The organism is Rhizobium sp. C4 (genome assembly GCF_021026315.1).
Lineage (GTDB): Bacteria > Pseudomonadota > Alphaproteobacteria > Rhizobiales > Rhizobiaceae > Ensifer_A.
Map to the genome: position 1 here is coordinate 127869 of NZ_JAJNCX010000002.1, position 20880 is coordinate 148748.

At 62.4% G+C, this 20880-nt stretch carries 23 protein-coding genes; 7 read left to right on the forward strand and 16 right to left on the reverse strand.

Annotated features, from left to right (window positions below):
• Positions 1-8: 8 nt before the first annotated feature.
• The 6 genes from LQK84_RS25065 to LQK84_RS04210 form a co-directional block, all read right to left on the reverse strand.
• Entirely contained in the window at positions 9-143 is a 135-nt protein-coding gene (locus LQK84_RS25065) for a hypothetical protein (protein WP_269071803.1), read from the reverse strand.
• A gap of 200 nt (positions 144-343) precedes the next feature.
• Positions 344-784 (reverse strand): RbsD/FucU family protein, encoded by a 441-nt coding sequence (locus tag LQK84_RS04190; RefSeq protein WP_230827394.1) that lies wholly within the window; start codon positions 782-784, stop codon positions 344-346.
• Between the two features lie 87 nt (positions 785-871).
• Positions 872-1807 carry a dihydrodipicolinate synthase family protein gene (locus LQK84_RS04195; RefSeq protein ID WP_230827395.1) on the reverse strand — a complete coding sequence of 312 codons (936 nt, stop codon included), beginning with the start codon at positions 1805-1807 and terminating at the stop codon, positions 872-874.
• Positions 1808-1981: 174 nt separating this feature from the next.
• Positions 1982-2665, reverse strand: a complete 684-nt coding sequence (locus LQK84_RS04200) for a GntR family transcriptional regulator (protein ID WP_442966881.1) — start codon at positions 2663-2665, stop codon at positions 1982-1984.
• Positions 2666-2794: 129 nt separating this feature from the next.
• Positions 2795-3955, reverse strand: coding sequence for a LysR family transcriptional regulator (locus LQK84_RS04205; protein WP_230827397.1), 1161 nt, complete (start codon positions 3953-3955; stop codon positions 2795-2797).
• Positions 3945-4844 (reverse strand): NAD(P)-dependent oxidoreductase, encoded by a 900-nt coding sequence (locus LQK84_RS04210; protein WP_230827398.1) that lies wholly within the window; start codon positions 4842-4844, stop codon positions 3945-3947. The genes LQK84_RS04205 and LQK84_RS04210 overlap by 11 nt, the downstream gene beginning before the upstream one ends.
• Before the next feature lie 160 nt (positions 4845-5004).
• On the opposite strand from LQK84_RS04210, the gene LQK84_RS04215 reads away from it, so the two are divergent.
• From LQK84_RS04215 to LQK84_RS04230, 4 genes are read left to right on the forward strand one after another with little or no spacing between them, the layout of a single operon-like run.
• Positions 5005-5739 (forward strand): PIG-L deacetylase family protein, encoded by a 735-nt coding sequence (locus LQK84_RS04215; RefSeq protein WP_230827399.1) that lies wholly within the window; start codon positions 5005-5007, stop codon positions 5737-5739.
• Positions 5736-6701 carry a VOC family protein gene (locus tag LQK84_RS04220; RefSeq protein WP_230827400.1) on the forward strand — a complete coding sequence of 322 codons (966 nt, stop codon included), beginning with the start codon at positions 5736-5738 and terminating at the stop codon, positions 6699-6701. The genes LQK84_RS04215 and LQK84_RS04220 overlap by 4 nt, the downstream gene beginning before the upstream one ends.
• 2 nt (positions 6702-6703) lie before the next feature.
• Entirely contained in the window at positions 6704-7375 is a 672-nt protein-coding gene (locus LQK84_RS04225) for a 4-carboxy-4-hydroxy-2-oxoadipate aldolase/oxaloacetate decarboxylase (RefSeq protein ID WP_230827401.1), read from the forward strand.
• Entirely contained in the window at positions 7368-8426 is a 1059-nt protein-coding gene (locus LQK84_RS04230) for a 4-oxalomesaconate tautomerase (protein WP_230827402.1), read from the forward strand. Before LQK84_RS04225 ends, LQK84_RS04230 begins: the two co-directional genes overlap by 8 nt.
• A gap of 170 nt (positions 8427-8596) precedes the next feature.
• Here the strand turns inward: LQK84_RS04230 and LQK84_RS04235 are convergent, their stop codons facing one another.
• The 3 genes from LQK84_RS04235 to LQK84_RS04245 form a co-directional block, all read right to left on the reverse strand.
• Positions 8597-8968: an HVO_A0114 family putative DNA-binding protein gene (locus tag LQK84_RS04235; protein ID WP_230827403.1), complete on the reverse strand. Its 372-nt coding sequence runs from the start codon at positions 8966-8968 to the stop codon at positions 8597-8599.
• Positions 8965-9063, reverse strand: coding sequence for a hypothetical protein (locus LQK84_RS04240; RefSeq protein WP_230827404.1), 99 nt, complete (start codon positions 9061-9063; stop codon positions 8965-8967). The genes LQK84_RS04235 and LQK84_RS04240 overlap by 4 nt, the downstream gene beginning before the upstream one ends.
• A 296-nt stretch (positions 9064-9359) precedes the next feature.
• Complete coding sequence (locus LQK84_RS04245) at positions 9360-10292, reverse strand: methylenetetrahydrofolate reductase (protein ID WP_230827405.1); 933 nt, start codon at positions 10290-10292, stop codon at positions 9360-9362.
• Between the two features lie 271 nt (positions 10293-10563).
• On the opposite strand from LQK84_RS04245, the gene LQK84_RS04250 reads away from it, so the two are divergent.
• Together LQK84_RS04250 and ligM are read left to right on the forward strand one after the other, a co-directional pair.
• A complete protein-coding gene (locus LQK84_RS04250) occupies positions 10564-11295 on the forward strand; it encodes a GntR family transcriptional regulator (RefSeq protein ID WP_230827406.1) in 732 nt (243 codons plus the stop codon).
• Between the two features lie 158 nt (positions 11296-11453).
• A complete protein-coding gene (ligM, locus tag LQK84_RS04255) occupies positions 11454-12866 on the forward strand; it encodes a vanillate/3-O-methylgallate O-demethylase (protein ID WP_230827407.1) in 1413 nt (470 codons plus the stop codon).
• A gap of 118 nt (positions 12867-12984) precedes the next feature.
• Here the strand turns inward: ligM and LQK84_RS04260 are convergent, their stop codons facing one another.
• From LQK84_RS04260 to LQK84_RS04280, 5 genes are all read right to left on the reverse strand, one after another.
• Positions 12985-13686, reverse strand: a complete 702-nt coding sequence (locus tag LQK84_RS04260; protein ID WP_230827408.1) for an ABC transporter ATP-binding protein — start codon at positions 13684-13686, stop codon at positions 12985-12987.
• A complete protein-coding gene (locus LQK84_RS04265; protein ID WP_230827409.1) occupies positions 13686-14429 on the reverse strand; it encodes an ABC transporter ATP-binding protein in 744 nt (247 codons plus the stop codon). The genes LQK84_RS04260 and LQK84_RS04265 overlap by 1 nt, the downstream gene beginning before the upstream one ends.
• Positions 14426-15424 carry a branched-chain amino acid ABC transporter permease gene (locus LQK84_RS04270; RefSeq protein ID WP_230827410.1) on the reverse strand — a complete coding sequence of 333 codons (999 nt, stop codon included), beginning with the start codon at positions 15422-15424 and terminating at the stop codon, positions 14426-14428. The genes LQK84_RS04265 and LQK84_RS04270 overlap by 4 nt, the downstream gene beginning before the upstream one ends.
• On the reverse strand, positions 15421-16281 hold the full coding sequence (locus LQK84_RS04275; protein WP_230827411.1) for a branched-chain amino acid ABC transporter permease: 861 nt from the start codon (positions 16279-16281) through the stop codon (positions 15421-15423). Before LQK84_RS04275 ends, LQK84_RS04270 begins: the two co-directional genes overlap by 4 nt.
• 70 nt (positions 16282-16351) lie before the next feature.
• A complete protein-coding gene (locus LQK84_RS04280) occupies positions 16352-17521 on the reverse strand; it encodes an ABC transporter substrate-binding protein (protein WP_230827412.1) in 1170 nt (389 codons plus the stop codon).
• 436 nt (positions 17522-17957) lie between these two features.
• On the opposite strand from LQK84_RS04280, the gene LQK84_RS04285 reads away from it, so the two are divergent.
• Complete coding sequence (locus LQK84_RS04285) at positions 17958-18722, forward strand: SDR family oxidoreductase (protein WP_330166395.1); 765 nt, start codon at positions 17958-17960, stop codon at positions 18720-18722.
• Positions 18723-18758: 36 nt separating this feature from the next.
• On the opposite strand, the gene LQK84_RS04290 is transcribed toward LQK84_RS04285, so the two are convergent.
• A complete protein-coding gene (locus LQK84_RS04290) occupies positions 18759-19526 on the reverse strand; it encodes an SDR family NAD(P)-dependent oxidoreductase (protein ID WP_230827414.1) in 768 nt (255 codons plus the stop codon).
• Entirely contained in the window at positions 19523-20842 is a 1320-nt protein-coding gene (gene hisD, locus LQK84_RS04295) for a histidinol dehydrogenase (RefSeq protein WP_230827415.1), read from the reverse strand. The genes LQK84_RS04290 and hisD overlap by 4 nt, the downstream gene beginning before the upstream one ends.
• Between the last annotated feature and the right edge of the window lie 38 nt (positions 20843-20880).

Below are 20880 nucleotides of genomic sequence, written 5' to 3' on the forward strand. Positions count from 1 at the left end.
GATCTGCCTCAGCCCTGATTGATCGCGTGGGGCGTCGGCCGCTGGTTTGCAGGCTGGTCGATGGTGGCGCTGGTGGGGAAATAGAAGATGGCGGCGACGATCAGAACCAAGGCGATCGCGGCCCATAGAAGCCTGTTGTCCATGAGGTGCTCCCGATTGGTTATCGGTAAAACACTCCCCAGGGGCAAATGTTCCTGAAACGGCAGCCGAGTTTAATTTAATATGGCATCAGGCATTTGAGGCACCCGTACGCTGCCTCGATATCAGGAATGAGAGGTAGGTCGGAGACCGGTTCGTCGCACCGGAGCCCCCTGCCGAACAAGCGCCGGCGCATGCCCGGATGCTAGATCACACCCATCCGCAGGATAAAGCAGCCATAGGGTCCCGGATCGGATGTCCGGACGATGGCGTAAGCCTTCTTCGCCGCCTCATAGAAATCGAAGCGCTCCAACGCGCCCATCCCGACGGATCGGCCTTCGACGCGATCAACAACCTGCTGGATGCTGGTGTGGATCGGCATGATCCGTTCCGGATCGTTCACGACCTTCATGCGCAGGACCGGGGTCTCTACAAACGTGTCCAGAGGCATCAGGGACAGGATGACTTCGGCGGCGCGGGGCAGATCGCACCCGGCCAGGTCAACCACCTTCCCATGGGTCGTTTCCCTGGCGATCGTTGCGGCGGGATGGTTGATGTCGCAGATGACGATATCGTCGCCATGGCCCATCGACATGAGCACCGTCATCAATTCGGCCGTCACCGCAGGATTGATGCCCTTGAGCATAAAGTCACTCCCCCCTTTTCGGCCTCAGGCGGTCGGGCCGGCTGACGCAGGCCCAACCTAGATCCGGTTGCCCGGCAGACGCAACCGTCAGGCGCCGTAGCGGTTCTTGTACCAGGCCTTGAACAGCTTGTACTGGTTCTCGATCTGGCGCTGCTGCGACGGGCTGAGCTTGTCGGTCTCGTTGAAGTGCAGTTCGTATTCGCGCTCGCCGTTCAGTACCATCAGGTACTTGTAGTGGAGCACGAGATCGGCGCCCTCGTCATAGGAAGAAAGCACCATCAGGGCTTCTTCCAGTTCGCGGGCTTCGGCACGCGCGGTCGCATCGCCCTTCGCCGCCTTTTCGCAGAGCGCGATCAGGTGGAGGACTTCCTTCGGGAGCGCGTTGCCCACGCCCGTGATCGCGCCGCCGGCGCCGCAATTGACGAAGCCGTGATAGACGCCGGTGTCGACGCCCACCATGAGCGTCAGGCTGTCATCGCCCGAGGTGATGTGCTCGGCGGCATAGGTCATGTCGGCCTTTCCGCCGAATTCCTTGAAACCGATGAGGTTCGAATACTTGGCGCGCAGCTCGAAGAAGAGATCGGCGCGAGTGGCAAAGCCATAGTAGGGGCTGTTGTAGATGACGCAAGGCAGGCCCTTCGCGGCTTCGAGAATGGCCGAGAAGTGGTGCTTCTGTGCGCTCACAGACGTGCCGCGCGACAGAACCCGCGGGATGACCATGAGACCGACCGCGCCAACCGCAGCGGCATGGGCTGCGTGGGCGGCTGCGGTCTTGGTGTTGACGGCACCTGTGCCGACAACCACCGGGACGCCGGCTTCCGCCAGACGTCGCACGCCTTCCTGACGATCGGCATCGGTGAGCAACGGCCAGTCACCCATGGAGCCGCAATAGACGACAGCGGACATGCCGAGATCGATCAGCTCGCGCCCCTTGCGGACCAGCGCATCGAAATTCGGCGTGCGATCAGGATTGCAGGGCGTCATCAGTGCCGGGATGCAGCCCTTGAAAACGGATTCGGTCATGTCGGCTTCCTCTGGATTGTGCAGGCCGGGACGGATGGCCTGTCGGATTTTGGTTCTATAGCAAGTCGGCTCGGATTTGTCGACAAATAAAATACAAAAAGGGATGGTCGTGAAAAACCGTCCTGAAAACGGGCATTCGGCCAGGAGGCGCAGAATCAGGAAGGCGGTTTCGGATCAGATCTTGAGGTCGGCGCTCTGGCGACCGTCGCTTGCGATGTAGGATCGGATTTGCCGCACGATCTGGTCGGCATGCGCCTTCGCCAGACGATCCGCCGCTTCGGCGTCGCGGTTGATGATCGCCTGGATCATGTCCTCATGCTCGCTCACATACTGGCGGGGCAGAACATCGTTGAACGATGAATAATAGAGCCGGAGAATGCGGCGCCCCTCATCGAGAAGGCGCGTGAAGAGATCGACATAATAGCGGTTCTTGCCGGCGCAGGCGATGGCGACATGGAAGTCGCGGTTGGTCGAAATCATGCCCAGCACGTCCCGCTCAGCGACCGCAAGCGCAAAGTCCTTTTGAAGCTCGCGGATCTTGGCGATATCGTCAGCCGTCCGGTTCAATGCGCCCAGACGTGTGGTCACGCGATACATCAAGGTAATGGCATCGAAAAACTCGGAAAGGCCCAGGAAGTCGATGTTCGAGACGATCGTCGCGCGATTGGTCAGCGTCGTGATCAGTCCCTCGGCGGAGAGGCGAACAAGGGCTTCGCGGATTGGCGTGCGGGAAAGCGAAAAGCGGTCCGACAGCTGCTGCTCGTCGATCGGGCTGCCCGGTGCGAGTTTCAGTTCGATGATCTCGTTGCGCAGCGTTTCATAAACCGTCGATACGCCATAGCCACGCCGGTGGGTCACTTTGTCAGTCTCTTCCACGCCTTAGCCCTTATCGCGACGGTTGTTTTTATGCATTTCTAATGCAATGAGTAGCGAAAGATGGGCACTACTGCAAACAGTATATTTCTTGTCGACAGAGAGAATTGAGGCCTAGACCAGGCTCTGGATGGTGTCGATCAGTTGCTGTTGGGCCGGCGTCGGCATCCAGCCGACGCGGGTGGTGATGCCGATCGGGCGCCGCGTCGTGCTGAGGTCAAAGCCGATCTCCCTCACGAGACCACGGGCCACCTCCGCGCGTGCCTGCCCGCCGGACGTAAAGCCGAGATAGTCGGTCTGGCTCAGGATCTCGCGCATGAGGATCAGCGAGCCGGTTTCCACCAGTTGCCTTGGGGCAAGGCCATTATCTGCAAACAGCCGGTCGAAATGGTCGCGGATCGGGGTCGACGGGGCGCTGACGATCCAGGGGTAGTGTGCAAGTTGGGTAAGAGTGGGCGAGGCGCTCTGAAAGATCGGATGGTTGACGCGCGCAATCATCATGGCCGTATCCTGGAACAGCTCGACTTGCTCGATGTCATCGACCGGCGCGGGGTGGCGCAATGCGCCGATCAGAAAATCGATCTCGCCGTGCCTCAAGCCCGAAAGAAGCTCCGCATAGGCACCTTCCGTGACCTGGATCGTCTGCAATGGCCGCTCCTGCTGGAACCGGACGATCGCGGTCGGCAGAATGTGTGAGCGGGAGAGCGGCATGGCTCCGATGACGATCTTGCCGGTGGCCTCCGCGCGCAGCTCGGCAAGTTCGGCTTGCGCCTGCGACAGTTCGCTTAAGGCAAGGCGGGCGGCCTGGGCGAGGCTGTGGCCGAGCCGCGTTGCCAGAGTGCCACGCGCCGTGCGCTCGAAAAGTGCTCGCCCCGCCTCTTCTTCCAACTGGGCGACGGCGCGGTGGACTGTGGGCTGCGCCAGACCCAGTTGTCGGGCGGCCAGCGAGATGTTTTCGGTGTCGCGGACGGCGATCAGGGCTTCGATCTGCGCGGCGGTCACGGTGAGGCGAAGGCGCGGCGCGATAGCGTTGAGCACCGGATCGAGAATGGCAAAGACGCGCGCCGCGCGGCGACGAAATACCTCGCCTGCCGGGTTGAGGAAAAGGCCATGCGGCGTGCGGGTGAAAAGCGCCGCGCCCAGCATCGCCTCCAGCCGGGAAAGCGCCTGCGTGACCGCCGGTTGCGAGACCCGCACAGCCTCCGCAGCGCGGGTGACCGAAGCGGTTTCCGCCACCGCGAGGAAGACGCGGAGATGCCTCAGATTATGGCGCATCGGATTGCATAGCCAGCGCGGCAAGGATGCGGTCGGCCCGCCCGGCAAGCGAGCTCTCGCCGCCCTCCAACTGCAGCGCGGCAATCTCTGCCTGCCAGTCGACAATCGCGCTGGACATCCGGTCGGGCAGGCCAAGTTCGCGCAGCGTCACGACCACCTCGCGCATTTCGGCGGCGCGGCGTTCGCCATGCACCATCATGCGCTCAAGATTGTAAGCGCTGCGCTTTTCCCAGTCGATGCCGGGGTCGGAGGCTTGCAGCGAGGCAATCACGGCGGCTTCGACGCCGGCCTTGCGCGCTGCGAGCATTGCTTCGGCGGTCAGCGCCTCCAGCCCCTTGATCATCACCGAGCGCAGCATCTTGATCGAGGAGGCCTCGCCGATGCGGGCACCCGCCACGCGCGGCTGCATTCCGAGGTCGGAAAGAACAGTGACGGCAGCTTCCGCGTCCGGGCCGCTCAACAGGAGCGGTGTTTCGTGCCGCTTCGGATGGACAGGTGCCATGACGGCGACATCGACATAGCGCCCGCCGGCCTTGCCGATGACCTCTGCCGACGCAAGTTTGGTGGCGGGGGAGCAGGAGTTGCAGTCGAAAAAGTAGGCGCCGGGGGCGATGGAGCGCGCAGTTTCGCGCGCGGCGTCATGCGCGCGGTCCGCAGTGACAAGGCTGAAGACCGCACGGGCGCTCGCCACGGCCTCCGTGTTGGAAGCAGCCAGTGTGACCTGCGCCGCCCCGGCGGCAGCCTCGAAGGCGGAGCGTGTCTCGGCCGCTTCTGCCTTCGGATCGAAGGCGGCGATTTCCATGCCGTCAAGCCGCCGCCAACCGGAGGCGAAGGCACGGCCGGCCTCGCCAAAGCCGATGACGGCGAGCTTCAAATGGTTGGTTTGCATGTCTCCTCCGGCCTCTCCCGATTTGCGGGAGGATGCGCCGGAAGGCACCGTAAATCCAGTGCCTATAGCAAAAACTTATGAGTCTTCACGCGCTTTGAAATTGGCAAAGGCGGCTTCAGGGTCGAGATTGATAGTGAGGATTTAGTCCCGGGAGGACACGATGGGAGAGAAGAAGACCGCGCTGGTCATCAGCGCACATGCCGCCGATTTCGTCTGGCGCTGTGGCGGTGCGATCGCGCTTCATGCGGCTCAGGGCTATGAGGTGACCGTTGTCTGCCTCTCCTTCGGCGAGCGCGGCGAATCCGCCAAGCTATGGAAGCAGAAGGACATGACGCTGGAGCGCGTCAAGGTGGCGCGTCGGGCCGAGGCGAAAAAGGCGGCGGAAGCGCTGGGCGTTCACGATCTCGTCTGCTTCGATCTGGGTGACTATCCGCTGCGGCTGACGGAGGAGGACAAGTTACGCCTCGTCGATGTCATCCGCGCCGTGCAGCCGGCCTTCATGATGAGCCATTCGCACTATGACCCCTATAATACCGACCACATGTATGCGACGCAGGTGACTCTGGAAGCGCGGATGATCGCGCAGGCCTGGGGCCACAAGCCGGGGGAGAAGGTGCTGGGCGCACCGCAGCTCTATCTCTTCGAGCCGCACCAGACGGAGCAGATGGGCTGGAAGCCGGATGTCTTCCTCGACATCACGCCTGTATGGGACAGGAAGCGCGCGGCGATCGAGTGCATGGAAGGCCAGGAACATCTCTGGGACTTCTACACCCGCGTTGCGCAGAACCGCGCCAACCATTTCCAGCGCAATTCCGGCGGCCAGTCCAGCGGGCGCGCCGCCCAATATGCCGAAGGCTTTCAATCCGTTTTCCCGCGCACGGTGGACACGCTATGACCGAACCCTGCTTTGACATCGCCCATCTCGCCCATGTCGAGATGTATACGGACCGGTTCGAGGAAAGCCTCGCCTTCTTTGTCAATGTCTACGGCCTCACCGTCTCCGGCCAGGATGAGACCTCCGCCTATCTCCGGGCCTATGACGACTATGAATTCCACACGCTGAAGCTCACCCGGCATCACACGACCGGCGTCGGCCATATCGCCTATCGCACCTCGTCGCCGGAAGCGCTGGAACGGCGCGTGAAGGCCATCGAGGCAAGCGGCTACAAGGTGCTCGGCTGGGTAGACGGCGATCTGGGCCACGGCCGCGCCTTCCGCTTCGAAGATCCCTTCGGCCATGTCTTCGAGATCTATTGGGATACGGTGCGTTATGAGGCGCCTGAGGGCGAGCGCCCGGCGCTGAAGAACATCGCCCAGCGCTATCATGGCCGCGGCGCAAACCCGCGTCGGCTCGATCATCTGAACCTTTTGGCCGCAGACGTCAGCAAATTCCGCGATTTCATGATCACCTGCCTCGGCTCGCGGGTGACGGAATATATCCAGCTCGACAATGGCCGGATCGGCGGCTGCTGGTTCACCATCAACAACAAGACCTACGATCTGGCCTGCACGGAAGAACATGGCGGGGCCTCCGGGCGGCTGCATCATGTGACCTATGCCACCGATACGCGGGAAGACATTCTGCGTGCCGCCGATATCTTCCTCGAAAACGGCGTTCATATCGAAACCGGGCCGCATAAGCATGCCATTCAGGGCACGTTCTTCCTCTATGTCTGGGAGCCTGCAGGTAATCGTGTGGAGCTCGCTAATTCCGGTGCACGGCTGATCCTCGCACCCGACTGGAAGCCAGTCTGCTGGACCGAGACCGAGCGGAAGAAGGGCCAGGCCTGGGGCCTGAAAACGATCGAGACCTTCCACACCCACGGCACGCCGCCGGTCGCGAAAAAGGATCACTGAACATGGGCGTCGTGGTGCAGAACATCCCACGCGCCACGCGTGAGGTCATCGACGGTCTTGCCCGTGCTGGTGTTGCGACCGTTCATGAGGCGCAGGGCCGGAAGGGCATGCTGGCGAGCTATATGCGGCCGATCTATCTGGGTGCGTCCGTCGCGGGCTCGGCCGTGACGATCTCCGCCCCGCCCGGCGACAACTGGATGCTGCATGTGGCCATCGAGCAGGTGCGCGAGGGCGATCTGCTCGTGCTGGCCCCGACCTCGCCCTGCGACAATGGCTATTTCGGCGATCTGCTTGCGACATCCGCCAAGGCGCGGGGCTGCCGAGGTCTGATCATCGATGCAGGCGTGCGTGATATCCGCGACCTGACGGCGATGGGCTTTCCGGTCTGGTCGAAGGCAATCTCGGCGCAAGGCACGGTCAAGGAGACGCTGGGCTCGGTCAATGTGCCGATCGTTTGCGCTGGCGCGCTGATCGAGGCTGGCGATGTGGTCGTTGCCGATGACGATGGGGTCTGCGTCGTCAAATCTGCCGAGGCGGCGGACGTGCTGAAGGCGGCGGAGAAGCGGCTTGCCAATGAGGAAATGAAGCGCAAGCGTCTTGCCTCCGGCGAACTGGGCCTCGACATGTACGACATGCGCGGCGCGCTCGCTGCCAAGGGGCTGACATATGTATGAGGATGGAATCCCCTGCCTCTGGATGCGGGGCGGCACCTCGAAGGGCGCCTATTTCCTCGGCGAAGACCTGCCAGCTGATGTAAGCGAGCGCGATCGGCTTCTCCTCTCCATCATGGGCTCGCCCGATCCGCGCCAGATCGATGGCATTGGCGGGGCGGACCCACTGACCTCGAAGGTGGCGATCCTGTCGCAATCGAGCCGGCCGGATGCCGATGTGGACTATCTCTTCCTGCAAGTCTTTGTCGATCAGGCGCTGGTCAGCGGTGCGCAGGGCTGCGGCAATATTCTGGCCGGCGTCGGGCCGGCGGCGATCGAGCGCGGGCTGATGAAGGCCGAGGATGGGGAGACCGAGGTTCGCATCCATATGGTCAATACGGGTGAGGTCGCCGTGGCGCGGGTGGCGACGCCGGGCGGCCGTGTGACCTACAGCGGCGAAACGGAGATCGCCGGCGTGCCGGGCAGACATGCAGCCGTGCCGCTTCTTTTTACCAATATCGCAGGCTCGATGTGCGGCGCGCTGTTGCCGACGGGGCAGGCAGTGGATGTCATCGACGGCATCGAGGCGACGCTGATCGATAACGGAATGCCTTGCGTCATCCTCCGCGCGTCCGATGTCGGCCTGTCGGGCGCGGAAAGTCGTGACGAACTGGAGGCGAATGCGGCGGTCAAGGCGCGTATCGAAGCCATCCGCCTTCAGGCAGGACCGTTGATGAAACTGGGCGATGTCACGACGGCGTCCGTGCCGAAGATGGTTCTGGTTGCCCCGCCGAGCGCTGGCGGTGCGATTTCGACGCGAAGCTTCATTCCGCACCGTGTCCACGCCACGATAGGCGTCTTTGCCGCGATTACGGTGGCGACTGCGACACGACTGAAGGACGGTCCTGCCGCGGCGCTGTCTGTTCAACCCGACGGCGGGCGCTATCTCATCGAACATCCGACCGGATTGACGGAGGTGTTTCTCGATCTCGACGCTGCGGGCAATGTCAAAGGCGCCGGCTCGATCCGCACGGCCCGCAAGCTTTTCGACGGGCGGGTTTTCCCGGTGGTGTGATCCCGTCTGCTGCCTGCGTCTCGCGCCACGGGGTGGCGTCGCCCCGCATTGTCGGAGGGGGCGGTTTCGGTGGCTGGATTTTCAGGCACCCATTGATTTGGTGGGCTGCCGTCATTCCCTCACAGCATGGGACACGATGTGCCGACGATCTGCTGCGGCCCGCCTTTTGATCAAGCCACCTTTCTTGGGGATGCCATCACCATATCAACGTGGATGTTTTCAAACGGGCAATTCAGCTGACCGCGCTCATTCTTCTCGATCAGCCCCAGTTCGATCAGCGCCGCTGCATCTTCATGGACACGCTTGACGTCCCGGCCCAATCGCCGCGCAAGTTCCCGTACGCCGACCGTACCGCTTCCCAAAAGCGCGTCCAGCATTTGCCAACGGCGTTCGGTCAGCCGCGAGAAAAATGCGCCCGGCGTCTCGAAATTGAGCGTTTCGCCCTGATACTCCCCGGTCTTGACACCGGTTTCAGCGCGTTTTCCGGCTGCACGCAATGCCGATTTCCAGTCTGGTTCCGTGGTGATCGTCAATGCTCTCATGACTGCCTCCGCTTTTCGACTTCGGATAGAAAGTCTTCGATAAGTTGTTCCAGCGTCGTGAACCGATAGGGAAATTCCTCACCGTCCAGATGCATATGATCGCCTTTTCCCCGCTCGTTGTCGAAGCGACGACACGAACACCGTTGCGAATGTAGGCCAATCGATATTTGAAGCCATACTCCGTCGGCGGAACGGGTGTTGGCACTTTCCAAACGACGAATTGGACAATGCTTCCGTCTGCCTGGACGCTCTTTTGTGTTCCGTGATCTTCTCCGCCTTCATGTTGTCTAAAATGCCAACAGGAACTGCCGTTGTCACGTTCGCCAACACCTGTTTCCCAAAAGTTAGCGTGGCAGATCGATGGTCTACGGCCTTCGCCGTCGCGCTGCCTTTACCCGATCGCCGCCTGGGGCTCGGCCGGCGTCTGCCGGTTCATCCAGTCGGTCGCATTGCGGATGCCGCCGAGCGGGAAGACATGGACCTGTGAAATCAGGCTTTCCGGATTGCGGGCCTTGTATTGCGCCAGACCGGTCACAACCTCCGTCGGCTCGTAGGGTGTGAGCAGGCGGGTGACATCCATGGCGCGCTTCTGCAAGACTTTCAGCGACGGACCGACGCCGCAGGACAGTGCAAACTGGATCAGCGTCTGCAGCTTCGCCGGCCCGGCAATGCCGACATGGATCGGCAGGCGGACGCCGAGATCGGCGATGCGTTCGGCCCATGTCGTGACGGCAGTAGCGTCGAAAGCAAATTGCGTCACGATGGCCATGTCGGCATCGGTGCGTGCGGAGAAATCCTGCTTCCATAGCAGGCTCGCATCGACCTGCGCGGTGGAACCATCCGCATCGATATCCCGATTGCCTTCCGGGTGGCCGGCAACATGCAGGTGCGTGAACCCGTAATGATCGAACAGGCCGGTCTCGATGAGCTGGATGGCGCTTCCCAGTGCGCCTTCCGGCTTGGCGATGCCGCCGCCCAACAGCAGCGCCTGCGTCACGCCGGCCTCTTCGCGATAGCGGCGGATCCAGGTTTCCAGCGTCGCGGTATCGGGAATGATGCGGGCGGGGATATGCGGCATGACCGGAAAACCTTCTTCGGTCAGTCGCCGGGCGGTGGCCAGCATGTCATCGAACGGCGTTCCGACGATATGGGCGACATAGACCCTTGTTTCGGGTGGCAGCAGGGCCTTGAAGCTCTCGATCTTGGCGGCCGTGCGCGGCATGACTTCGATCGACCAGTTGTCGAGAAAGCTGGCTGCCTCCGGCGTCACGCCGCCCGGCATGGCTCTGGAGTCCACGCGACTTCCGAAATTCAACAAAGCCATCTTGCTCCTCCTCGATGCCCTTCAAAATGTATACATCGCAATGCCATCGGCAATCAAGATACCAATGAATTTCGCGCAAAATGCAGCATATCCGGCAAGATTGCACAGTGAAATGTGTACGTTGGGTGGTCCGTGGACGTGTGATGTGTCAGCTTGGTGGCTTGAGGAAGGAGGGTGGTGGCTGATCAGCCTTTGTTGTCCAGCGCCGCGCGGCAGCCGCTTCGCAGTCGCGTTTTTGAATGCTATAGCGAGGGCGTGAAGGGGATTTGCCATGAAAGTCAGCGAAGCAGCCACGCATGGCCGCAGGGCCGTTATCGAACTGCGCGAAAAGATCGTCAGCGGCGAATTGCCGGGCGGCATGCGCCTGTTCGAGGTGTCGCTGGCTGAAACGCTGGAAATTTCGCGCACGCCGGTGCGTGAGGCACTATCCCGACTGGCCGAAGAGGGGTTGCTGGACCGGTTGCCGAATGGCGGCTTCGTCGTACGCCGTTTCGGCTATGCCGACGTGATCGATTTCATCGAGCTGCGCGGGGTCATGGAGGGCACGGCGGCGCGGCTTGCGGCCGAGCGCGGGGCCTCGACGGAGGGGCTGGCCCGGCTGCATGACATCGTCGCCCGCATCGATGCCTGTTTCGGCGAGGGTGACGACGTCGATTTCGACGCCTATTCGGACCTCAACGAGGACTTCCATCGCGAGCTCGCCGGACTGTCCGGCAGCGAGGTGATCCGCCGCGAGGTCGAGCGCGCCTCGGCGCTGCCATTCGCCTCGCCCTCGGCGTTTCTGCCCAACAGGCTGGAAATCGTCGCCTTCCGGCGCTCGCTCCGCTCGGCGCAGGAGCAGCACAAGGCGATCGTCCAGGCGATTGTGTGCCGGGAGGGCGCGCGGGCGGAATTCGTTGCACGCGAGCACGCGCGCACAGCCCGGCATAACATTGAATACATTTTCAACAAGGACCCGGATCTTCTGGCCAAGATCCCCGGTCTTGCGCTGATCCATCGCTAAGAGTCCGAAAACTCCGCGCCTTGCGCGGCGGTGGCTCCTGTCTCCACCCCATATTCGCCGTCTGGACCCTACGAGGCTCGTGAAGAACAGACTTGCATTCCGCGCGGCAATGCGCATGAATGTATACATAAGCGATATTGCCAATGGGAGGAACCACTATGGCTGCATCCAGTCTGTCCGACATCATGAAAGAAAACCCCGACATTGTCGGGCGGCTCCGCAATTCGAAGATCGGGATGTATGTATACCCGGTCGTCGCGCCGGAATTTGCCAACTGGCGCGATGAGCAGGCGGCTTGGCGCCATTCGGCCGTTCTGTTCGATCAGTCGCATCACATGGACGAACTGATCGTGGAAGGGCCGGATGCCGAGGCATTTCTCGCCTATCACGGCATCAATTCCTTCTCGAATTTCGATCTCAACCGCGCCAAGCATTTCGTGCCGGTGACCCCGAACGGCCATGTCATCGGCGACCACATCATCTTCCGCGAGCGCAAGGACAAGTTCATCCTCGTCGGCCGCGCTCCGACCTCGAACTGGCTGATGTTCTGCGCCGCCTACGGCAAGTGGAATGTCCGCATCAAGCACGATCCGCGCTCGCCGTCGCGGCCCGAGGGCGAGCGCGTGTTCCGCACGCATTACCGCTACCAGATCCAGGGGCCTGAGGCCTACAAGATCTTCGAAAAGCTGAACCGCGGCCCGATCCCGGAAATCAAATTCTTCCATGTTGATCAGATCAATGTCGGCTCCAAGAAGGTGCAGGCGCTGCGCCACGGCATGTCCGGCGCGCCGGGCCTGGAAATCTGGGGTCCCTATGACGACAAGAACTACATCCTGAGCTGCATTCTCGAAGCCGCAAAGGAAGCCAATGTCGATCTCGTTCGCTGCGGCAGCCGCGCCTATTCGACCAACACGCTGGAATCCGGCTGGATCCCGTCCCCGCTGCCAGGCATCTATACCGGCGACGGTATGCTGCAGGCCTATCGCGAATGGCTGGGTGCGGATTCCTACGAAGCCACGGGCGCCATCGGCGGCAGCTATGTCTCGAACAATATCGAGGACTATTACGTTAACCCGTTCGAACTCGGCTATGACTTCTATATCGGCTGGAAGAAGGACGACTTCATCGGCAAGCAGGCACTCCTAAAACAGAAGGAGCAGAAGAACCGCAAGAAGGTGACCTTCGAGTGGAACGCCGAAGACGTCGTCGAAGTCATCGCCTCGGCCTTCCGTCCGGGTGAGGATCACTACAAGTGGATCGACTTCCCGCAGCCGAACTATGCTTCCACCAGCGCTGACCTGATCCTCGACCAGAGCGGCAAGCGCGTCGGCATGTCGATGTTCAACGGCTATTCCTATAACGAACGCTGCCTGCTTTCGCTCGGCATCGTCGATCCGGATATCAACGAAGGCGACGTGCTGACGCTGGTCTGGGGCGAGCCCGATGGCGGTTCGGGCAAGACGTCGACCGAGCGCCACAAGCAGGCCAAGATCCGCGTCCGCGTTTCGCCGACGCCTTATGCCCGCGAAGCCCGCGAGAACTATGCCGATAGCTGGCGCACCAAGCGCTGATGCCTGAGACCGGCGCGCCGCGGGAGCGTTGCGCCGGGTCTTCTCATCGGGAAAAGACTGATAAAACGAAAACGCCGAAGGCAAGCGTTGCCTTCGGCGTTTTCGTTTCTGGCTGATCTCACGAAACGCTCAGCAGCGAATCCAGCCTCTCCGGATCGTCCAGCAGTGCCTGCGAGGTCCCGCGATAGGTGACTGCCCCGCGATCGAGCACGACGGCCTCATCGGTCAGCGGCAGGATCTTACGGGCCTTCTGCTCGATGATGATCGCCGACATGCCTTCGTCTCTCACGATGCGACGGAGTGCTGCCAGCAATTCGTCGACGATGATCGGCGCGAGGCCTTCCAACGGTTCGTCCAGCAGAAGCAGCTTGGGGTTCAGCATCAGGGCACGGGCGACGGCGAGCATTTGCTGTTCGCCGCCGGAAAGCTGGTTGCCCATATTGCGTCGCCGTTCTTTCAGGCGCGGAAACATCTGGTAGGCGCGCTCAAGTGACCAGGGGCCGGGCCGGGCGGTGGCGGTCAGGTTTTCCTCGACGGTGAGCGATGGGAAGATGTTACGCTCCTGCGGCACCCAGCCGATGCCGAGAGGAGCGCGCTGCTCGGGCCGCAGGCGTGCGATGTCGCGGCCTTCAAAATGGATTGCGCCGGCGTGGTGGGTCGTGACGCCGGCAATCGTGTCCACCAGTGTCGTCTTGCCGGCACCGTTGCGCCCAAGAAGGGCGAGCGACCGGCCGGCCTCCACGGTCAGATCGACATGCGACAACACGCGCGCCTCGCCATAGCCGGCAACCAGTTTCTCGATGCGAAGCAGGGCCGCCATCACGCGTCCTCCCCGAGATAGATGGCTTTGACCTGCGGGTCGCGCGCGATTTCCTCGACCGTGCCTTCGGCGAAGAGCGCACCGGCCGCCAGAACCGAAATGCGGTCGGCAAAGGAGAAGACGAGGTCCATGTCATGTTCGATCAGCACCACGGTCACGTCCTCAGGCAGAGACCGCACGATGGCGAGAACTTCCTCGCGCTCCTCTTCCGGCACGCCGGCAGCGGGTTCATCGAGCAGCAGCACCTTGGGCTTTGCGGCGATGGCAAGGGCGATTTCAAGCAATCTTTGCTTGCCATATGGCAGCAAATTTGTCGATACTGCCATAACGTGCGCGAGACGGAAGCGTTCCAGCGTCGCGAGGGCCTCTTCGGCAACATCGCGATCGGCAGCAAGCGTTCGCCAGAAGCGACGGCCATGCCCCTTGCGCTCGCCGATGGCCAGCATCATCGACTCAAGCGGCGTCAAGTCTCCGAAGAGCTGGTTGATCTGAAATGTCCGTGACAGGCCGCGCGCGACACGGGCGTGCGCGGGCAGCGTCGTGATATCCTCGCCGCCGAGCAGGATCTGTCCGCTGGTCGGTGCGAAGACCCCGGTGAAGAGATTGATCAGCGTCGTCTTGCCGGCGCCGTTCGGGCCGATGAGGGCGTGGCGCGCACCCTTCCGGATCGAAAGCGAGACGTCATGCGTCGCAGTAAAGCCGCCGAAACGCTTGACGAGGTTGCGGGTCTCCAGCGCCATCATCGCGCATCCTCCGCCGGTTTGCCCCGCAGGCGCGCGGCAAGGAGAAGAGGCCAGCCAGTCAGCCGTTCGCGGCCGATCATGACGATCGCAACGAGGATCAGGCCGATCCAGAACATCCAGTATTGCGGTGTGGCGACCGACAGCCAGTCGCGCAGCAGCGTGAAGATGATCGCTCCGAATATGCCGCCATAGAGATAGCCCGCCCCGCCAATGACGAGGACGAGGAGAACATCGGCGGAGCGGTGAAAGGCCAGCACGTCGGGCGAGACGAAATTGGTCGTCTGTGCGAGCAGCGCGCCAGCCATTCCCGCATAGGCCGCCGAGACCGAATAGATGGCGACGATCCGTCGCTTCGGCGAGATGCCCAGCATGGCGGCACGACGCGGGTTGCGCTTGATCGCCATCAGCGAGAGGCCGAAGGGCGAGTTGACGATGCGTCGCGCGACGAAAGTCAGGACGATCAGCACGGCGAGGCAGTAGATGTAGCCGTTACGTCCGTAGAGATCGAACTCGAAGAGGCCGAGAATGGGGCTCATCGAGATGCCCGAAAGCCCGTCCGCCCCGCCGGTCAGCCAGGTGGCCTGGTTGCCAAGCTCGGCCAGCAGCATGGCCACCCCGAAAGTCGTCATCAGCCGTGTGAGGTCCGAGCCGCGCAGCACGAGGAAGCTTGTGGCAAGGCCGAAGAGGCCGCTGATGAGACCGGCGAAGACAAGGCCGGTGACGGGTTCGCTGACATAATCGCGCGCCAGAATTCCAGCCGCATAGGCCCCGAGCCCGAAGAAGGCGGTATGGCCGAGTGAGACGATGCCCGCATAGCCGAGGATGAGGTCGAGCGACACGGCGAAGAGCGCCAGGATCGCAATCTCGGTCAGGATCAGCAATTGTGAGGGCAGGATGAAGATCGCGGCGACGGCCAGAAGCCAGAGTGCGATTTCCCAGAGGCGCCACCGGTGCCTGGCATTCAGGAATTCGGAGGCCTGTGTGTGGTGGGTCATCGACGGCCCTCCCGGCTGAAGAGGCCGTTGGGCCTCAGGATCAGCACGAGGATCATCACCGCATAGATGATGAAGGCGCCGGCCTGCGGCAGATAATATTTGCCGGCGACATCGGCGATGCCGAGAAGGAGCGCGGCGATGAAGGGGCCGGTGATGGAGGACGTTCCGCCGACCGTGACGACGATCATGAAATAGATGAGGAATTTCAGCGGGAAATTCGGATCGAGCCCCAGCATGTCGGCGCCCAGCGCGCCGCCGAGGCCGGCAAGGCCGGAGCCGAGCGCGAAGGTGAGCACGAAAATCGTCGAGACATTGATGCCGAGCCCGCGCGCCACGCGCCCGTCATCGACGGCGGCGCGGAGCTGGCTGCCGAAGCGCGTTCTGGTCAGCGCAAGCTGGAGCGCGACGACAAGAACGGCGCAGATGAGGATGACGAAAAGCCGGCTGCGGCCGATGCCGATGCCAAAAAGATCGAGCCGGCCGCGCAGTTCGGCGGGCAGGTTGATCAGCTGCTGCTGGCCGCCCATGAAGTAATCCGCCGCCGCAATCGCCATGAAGACGAGGCCGATGGAAAACAGCACCTGGTCGAGATGCGAGGCCCGGTAAAGCCGTCGATAGAGTGTGACTTCGAGGATGGCGCCGACGAGCGCGGTCACCAGAAAGGCCGCCGGCAGGCACCAGTAGAAGGAGATGCCATAGCGGTTCATCAGGATCACGGTGACATAGCCACCCGCCATGGCGAAGGCGCCGTGGGCGAGATTGACGAAATTCATCAGCCCCAGCGTGATCGACAGGCCGCAGGCCAGGATGAAAAGCAGCATTCCATAGGCGACGCCGTCGAACAGGATCGTCAGCATGGTCTCTCCCGGTTACACGGCGGGAGCTTCACTCCCGCCGCCGGTTTCGGAAAGATCAGTGACCTTCAGATCACTTGGCGACGAAGGGGTCGTGGATCTTCTTGAAGGTGTCGAACTCGATGTTGTAGAGCTCGCCGTCCTTCTTCTCGACCTTGCGGATATAGATATCCTGCACGATGTCGCGGGTGGCGGGATCGATGGAGATCGGCCCGCGCGGGCTTGTCCATTCCGCGCCCTTCATGGCCGTGATCAGCTTCGTTCCATCCGTGTCGCCATTGGTCTTGGCAAGCGCGGCATAGGCCAGATGCATGGCATCAAAGCCACCAACGGCCATGAAATTCGGCCTTATCTTGGCGGTGTCCTTCACCTGCTTCACGAAGGCCTTGTTTTCCGGGCTGTCATGGGCGGCCGAATAGAAATGGCCGGTGATGACCCCGAGCGCCGGATCGCCGATGGCGCCGAGCAGATCGTCGTCCGTCACGTCGCCCGTGGCGATCAGCTTGATGCCTGCATCCGCCAGACCGCGATCGACGAACTGCTTCATGAACAGCGAGCCGACGCCTGCCGGCACGAAGACGAAAACGGCATCCGGCTTGGCGTCGCGCACACGCTGCAGGAAGGGCGCGAAATCAGGGTTCTGCAGCGGCACACGCACCGCCTCGACAATCTCGCCGCCATCCTTCTTGAACTCGTCGGTGAAGCCCTTTTCGATATCATGACCCGGACCATAATCCGTGACGAGGGTGACGACCCGTTTCAGGCCATTCTTCGCCGCCCAGGTGGCGACGGGAACGGCCGATTGCGGCCCGGCCATGGAGGTGCGGGCGAAGTAATCCGACTTCGACATGATGGCCGATGTCGTGGCAGAGGTGATGATCGCCGGGACCTTCGCCTGGCTGATGACCGGGGCGACCGCCATGGCGAGCGGCGTGAGGCCGAAGCCCATCAGCATCGATACCTTGTCGTTGACAATCAGCTCCTGCGCGATGCGGCGTGTCTGGTCCGCCGTGCCGGCATCGTCGCGCAGCACGATCTCGACCTTCTTGCCGCCGGCCGTGTCGCCATTGAGTGCCATGTATGCACGAACGCCGGCTTCAACCTGCCGGCCTGTCGAGGCGAATGGTCCGGTCATTGGCAGGATCAGGCCGATTTTGACCGTATCGGCCGCCATTGACGGTGCTGCCGCCGACAGCATGGCAATTGCCGCTGCGCTTGCGATGAGATGACGTCTGGTGATCATGTGCATTTCCTCCCGTTTGTCGTTTCGACAAGCTGATCGCCAGCGGCAAATCCGGAACGGAAAGAGCGCTCCTCCAAGCACTTTCCCTGAGCGATCGCTCCATGATGGTTGTCAATGTATACATACATATCAGGGGTGCACAAGATACGTTCTTGAGCCACGGGCCGGTTGTGGGCGCCCCGCTGACCGGGCAACCTGCGAAGAATTTGCCGTCCGGCCGCCGTGTTCCACATTCAGGCCGCCCCTGCCGGCGGTCCGCAAGGCATGTGCTGGCAACATCGAGAAATCGGTGCCATTCCGGGGCGAGGGCCGGGGCGTTGTGTTGTGCTGGCAGGCAATTTGCCCGGATTGCATTGGATGCTGGCAGATGAGACTGTCAGGTCCGGAACACGCAACTCTGTTTGATGGAAGGTTGGCAGGCGCAATGGACCTCGGCTTGGATCGCAAAATCGTTCTGGTCACCGGCGGATCGAAAGGCATAGGACTGGCGACTGCGTCGCTGTTCTCCAGCGAAGGGGCTGCCGTTGCCATCTGCTCACGCAATGAGGCCAATATACATGCGGCACTGACCCGTCTTCCGGGCGCCCGTGGCTACGCCGCCGATCTCTCCCGCGACGAGGATGCCCGCCGCATGGTGGAAGCGGTCGAGGCCGAGATGGGACCGATCGATATCCTCGTCAACTGTGCCGGTGCGGCAAAGCGCACGCCCGTTGACGACCTGACGCCTGCCGCGTGGCGGGCGGCCATGGATGCGAAATACTTCACCTATATCAATGTCATCGACCCTGTCGTGAAGCGCATGGGAGCACGAGGGACCGGTGTGATCATCAACGTGATCGGCAATGGCGGCAAGACGGCCTCGCCCACACATCTCGCCGGTGGTGCGGCCAATGCGGCGCTGATGCTTGCGACCGTCGGGTTGGCAACGGCCTATGCCAGCAAGGGCGTGCGCGTCATCGGGCTCAACCCCGGCCTCACCGAGACGGATCGCGTGGCCGAGGGGCTGAAGGCCGAGGCACGACAGGGAAATGTCAGCGAGAAGGAGGCGCGCGAGGCAGCACTCAAGCGCATTCCCATGGGCCGTCTGGCTTCACCGGAAGAGATTGCGCAGATGGCTGTCTTCCTGGCCTCGGGGCAGGCGAGCTACGTGACGGGCGCCATCATCGGCATGGACGGTGCCCAGACTGCGACAGTCATCTGAGCGTCTGCGAGGCCATCGCGGATCTGGTCCGGACCGTCAGTCCGCCGTCCAACCCCCGTCGACGACGAGTGACGTGCCGGTCATGAGCGACGAGGCGTCGGACGCCAGGAAAACGACGGCGCCCATGATGTCCTCGACCTGGCCGAGCCTGCTGAGCTTGATCTTTTCGAGCACGCTTTGCAGGAAGGCCCTGTTCTCGAAGAAGGGTTTGGTCAGCGGCGTTTCGATGAAGGTCGGCGCGATCGTGTTGGAGCGGATCCCATACTGTGCGAGGTCCAGCGCCATGGCCTTGTTCAGGCCTTCGATCGCCCATTTGGACGCGCAATAGAGCGTCCGGTCTGGTCCGCCCACATGGCCCATCTGTGAACCCATGTGGATGATCGAGCCTCTGATGCCAGCCGTGACCATGCCTTTGGCGACGGCCTGGGCAACGAAATAGGCGGCCTTAAGGTTGAGATCGAGAACGGCATCGAAGTCGTCCTCGCTCGTCTCGGTCATCGGCTTGGGCCTGTTGGTTCCCGCGTTGTTGACGAGAATATCAAAGGGCCCGCAGGTTTCGATCCGCGCCGAGGTTTCCCGGATGTCCATGACATCGAGGGGCAGATGCTCGGCACTACCATTCGCCTCCCGAATGGCGTTGGCGGCTGCGGCAATCTCGCTCTCCGACCGTGCCGCAAGCACGACATGGGCGCCGGCTTCAGCCAGCGCTGCGGCCGCCGCAAGGCCGATGCCGCGGCCCGCCCCGGTCACCAGCGCCCGGCGGCCATCGAGCCGGAAGGACGGCGTTTTCGGCAGCGCGATCACGCTGCCCCCTTTTCTTCGGCGCGGCCAGCGTAGGGAACGTTGTCACCACCGTAGCGACGGACGCGGACGTTCGCCTGTTCGGCATGACCCTTGAAGCCTTCGAGATCGCAAAGCCGCGAGCAGTAGCGGCCGATCATCGCCGAGGCCTCGTCAGTCAGCACCTTCTGGTAGGTGCAGGTCTTGAGGAACTTTCCGACCCAAAGCCCACCTGTATAGCGCGCAGCCTTCTTCGTCGGCAGCGTGTGGTTCGTGCCGATCACCTTGTCCCCATAGGCGACGTTGGTGCGCGGACCGAGGAAGAGCGCGCCGTAGTTCTTCATGTTGGTGAGGAAATAGTCCGGATCCCGGGTCATGACCTGAACGTGTTCCGAGGCGATTTCGTCGGCGATCTTCACCATCTCCTCGTCGCTGTCGGCCACGATGACCTGGCCGAAGGCGGCCCAGGACTTCGATGCAATATCAGCCGTCGGCAGGATCTTCAGGAGCCGATCGATCTCTGCCATGGTTTCGCGGGCTAGCTTCTCCGAAGTCGTCAGAAGGATGGCCGGGCTGTCCGGGCCGTGCTCCGCCTGACCGAGAAGATCGGTGGCGCACATTTCGCCATCGACAGTTTCATCGGCAATCACCAGCGTTTCCGTCGGACCGGCAAAGAGATCGATGCCGACGCGGCCGAAGAGCTGGCGCTTGGCTTCCGCCACGAAGGCATTTCCGGGGCCCACCAGCATGTCGACGGGCGCGATCGACTTCGTGCCGAGCGCCATCGCGCCGACCGCCTGGATGCCGCCAAGCGCATAGATTTCATCCGCGCCGCCGAGATGCTGGGCCGCAACGATGGCAGGCGCGAGTGCGCCCTTGTAGGGCGGCGCGCAGGTGACCACGCGCGGCACCCCGGCGACCTTGGCGGTGATGACGGACATGTGCGCGGAGGCGAGGAGCGGGTACTTGCCGCCCGGCACATAGCAGCCGGCAGCCTGTATCGGGATGTTCTTGTGGCCCAGAATGATGCCCGGCAGCGCCTCGACCTCGACGTCCTGAAGTGCTGCGCGCTGGATCTGCGCAAAATTGCGCACCTGCGCCTGGGCGAACTCGATGTCTTCGATATCGCGCTTCGACAGCGAATTCAGACAGCCGTCGATCTCCGCCTTGGTCAGCCGGTAGTCGTCGCGGTCCCATCCGTCGAACTTGATGGACAGCTCGCGCACAGCCTCGTCGCCGCGCTTTTCGATGTCGGCCAGCGTCGCTTCGACGACCTCGCGAACCTTGCGATCGTTTTCGGCGACGCTGCTCGCCTCCATGCCGCGCTTCAAATATTTCATCGTCTTCCTCCTCAATGTGGTGGCACAGGCAGGCTGGT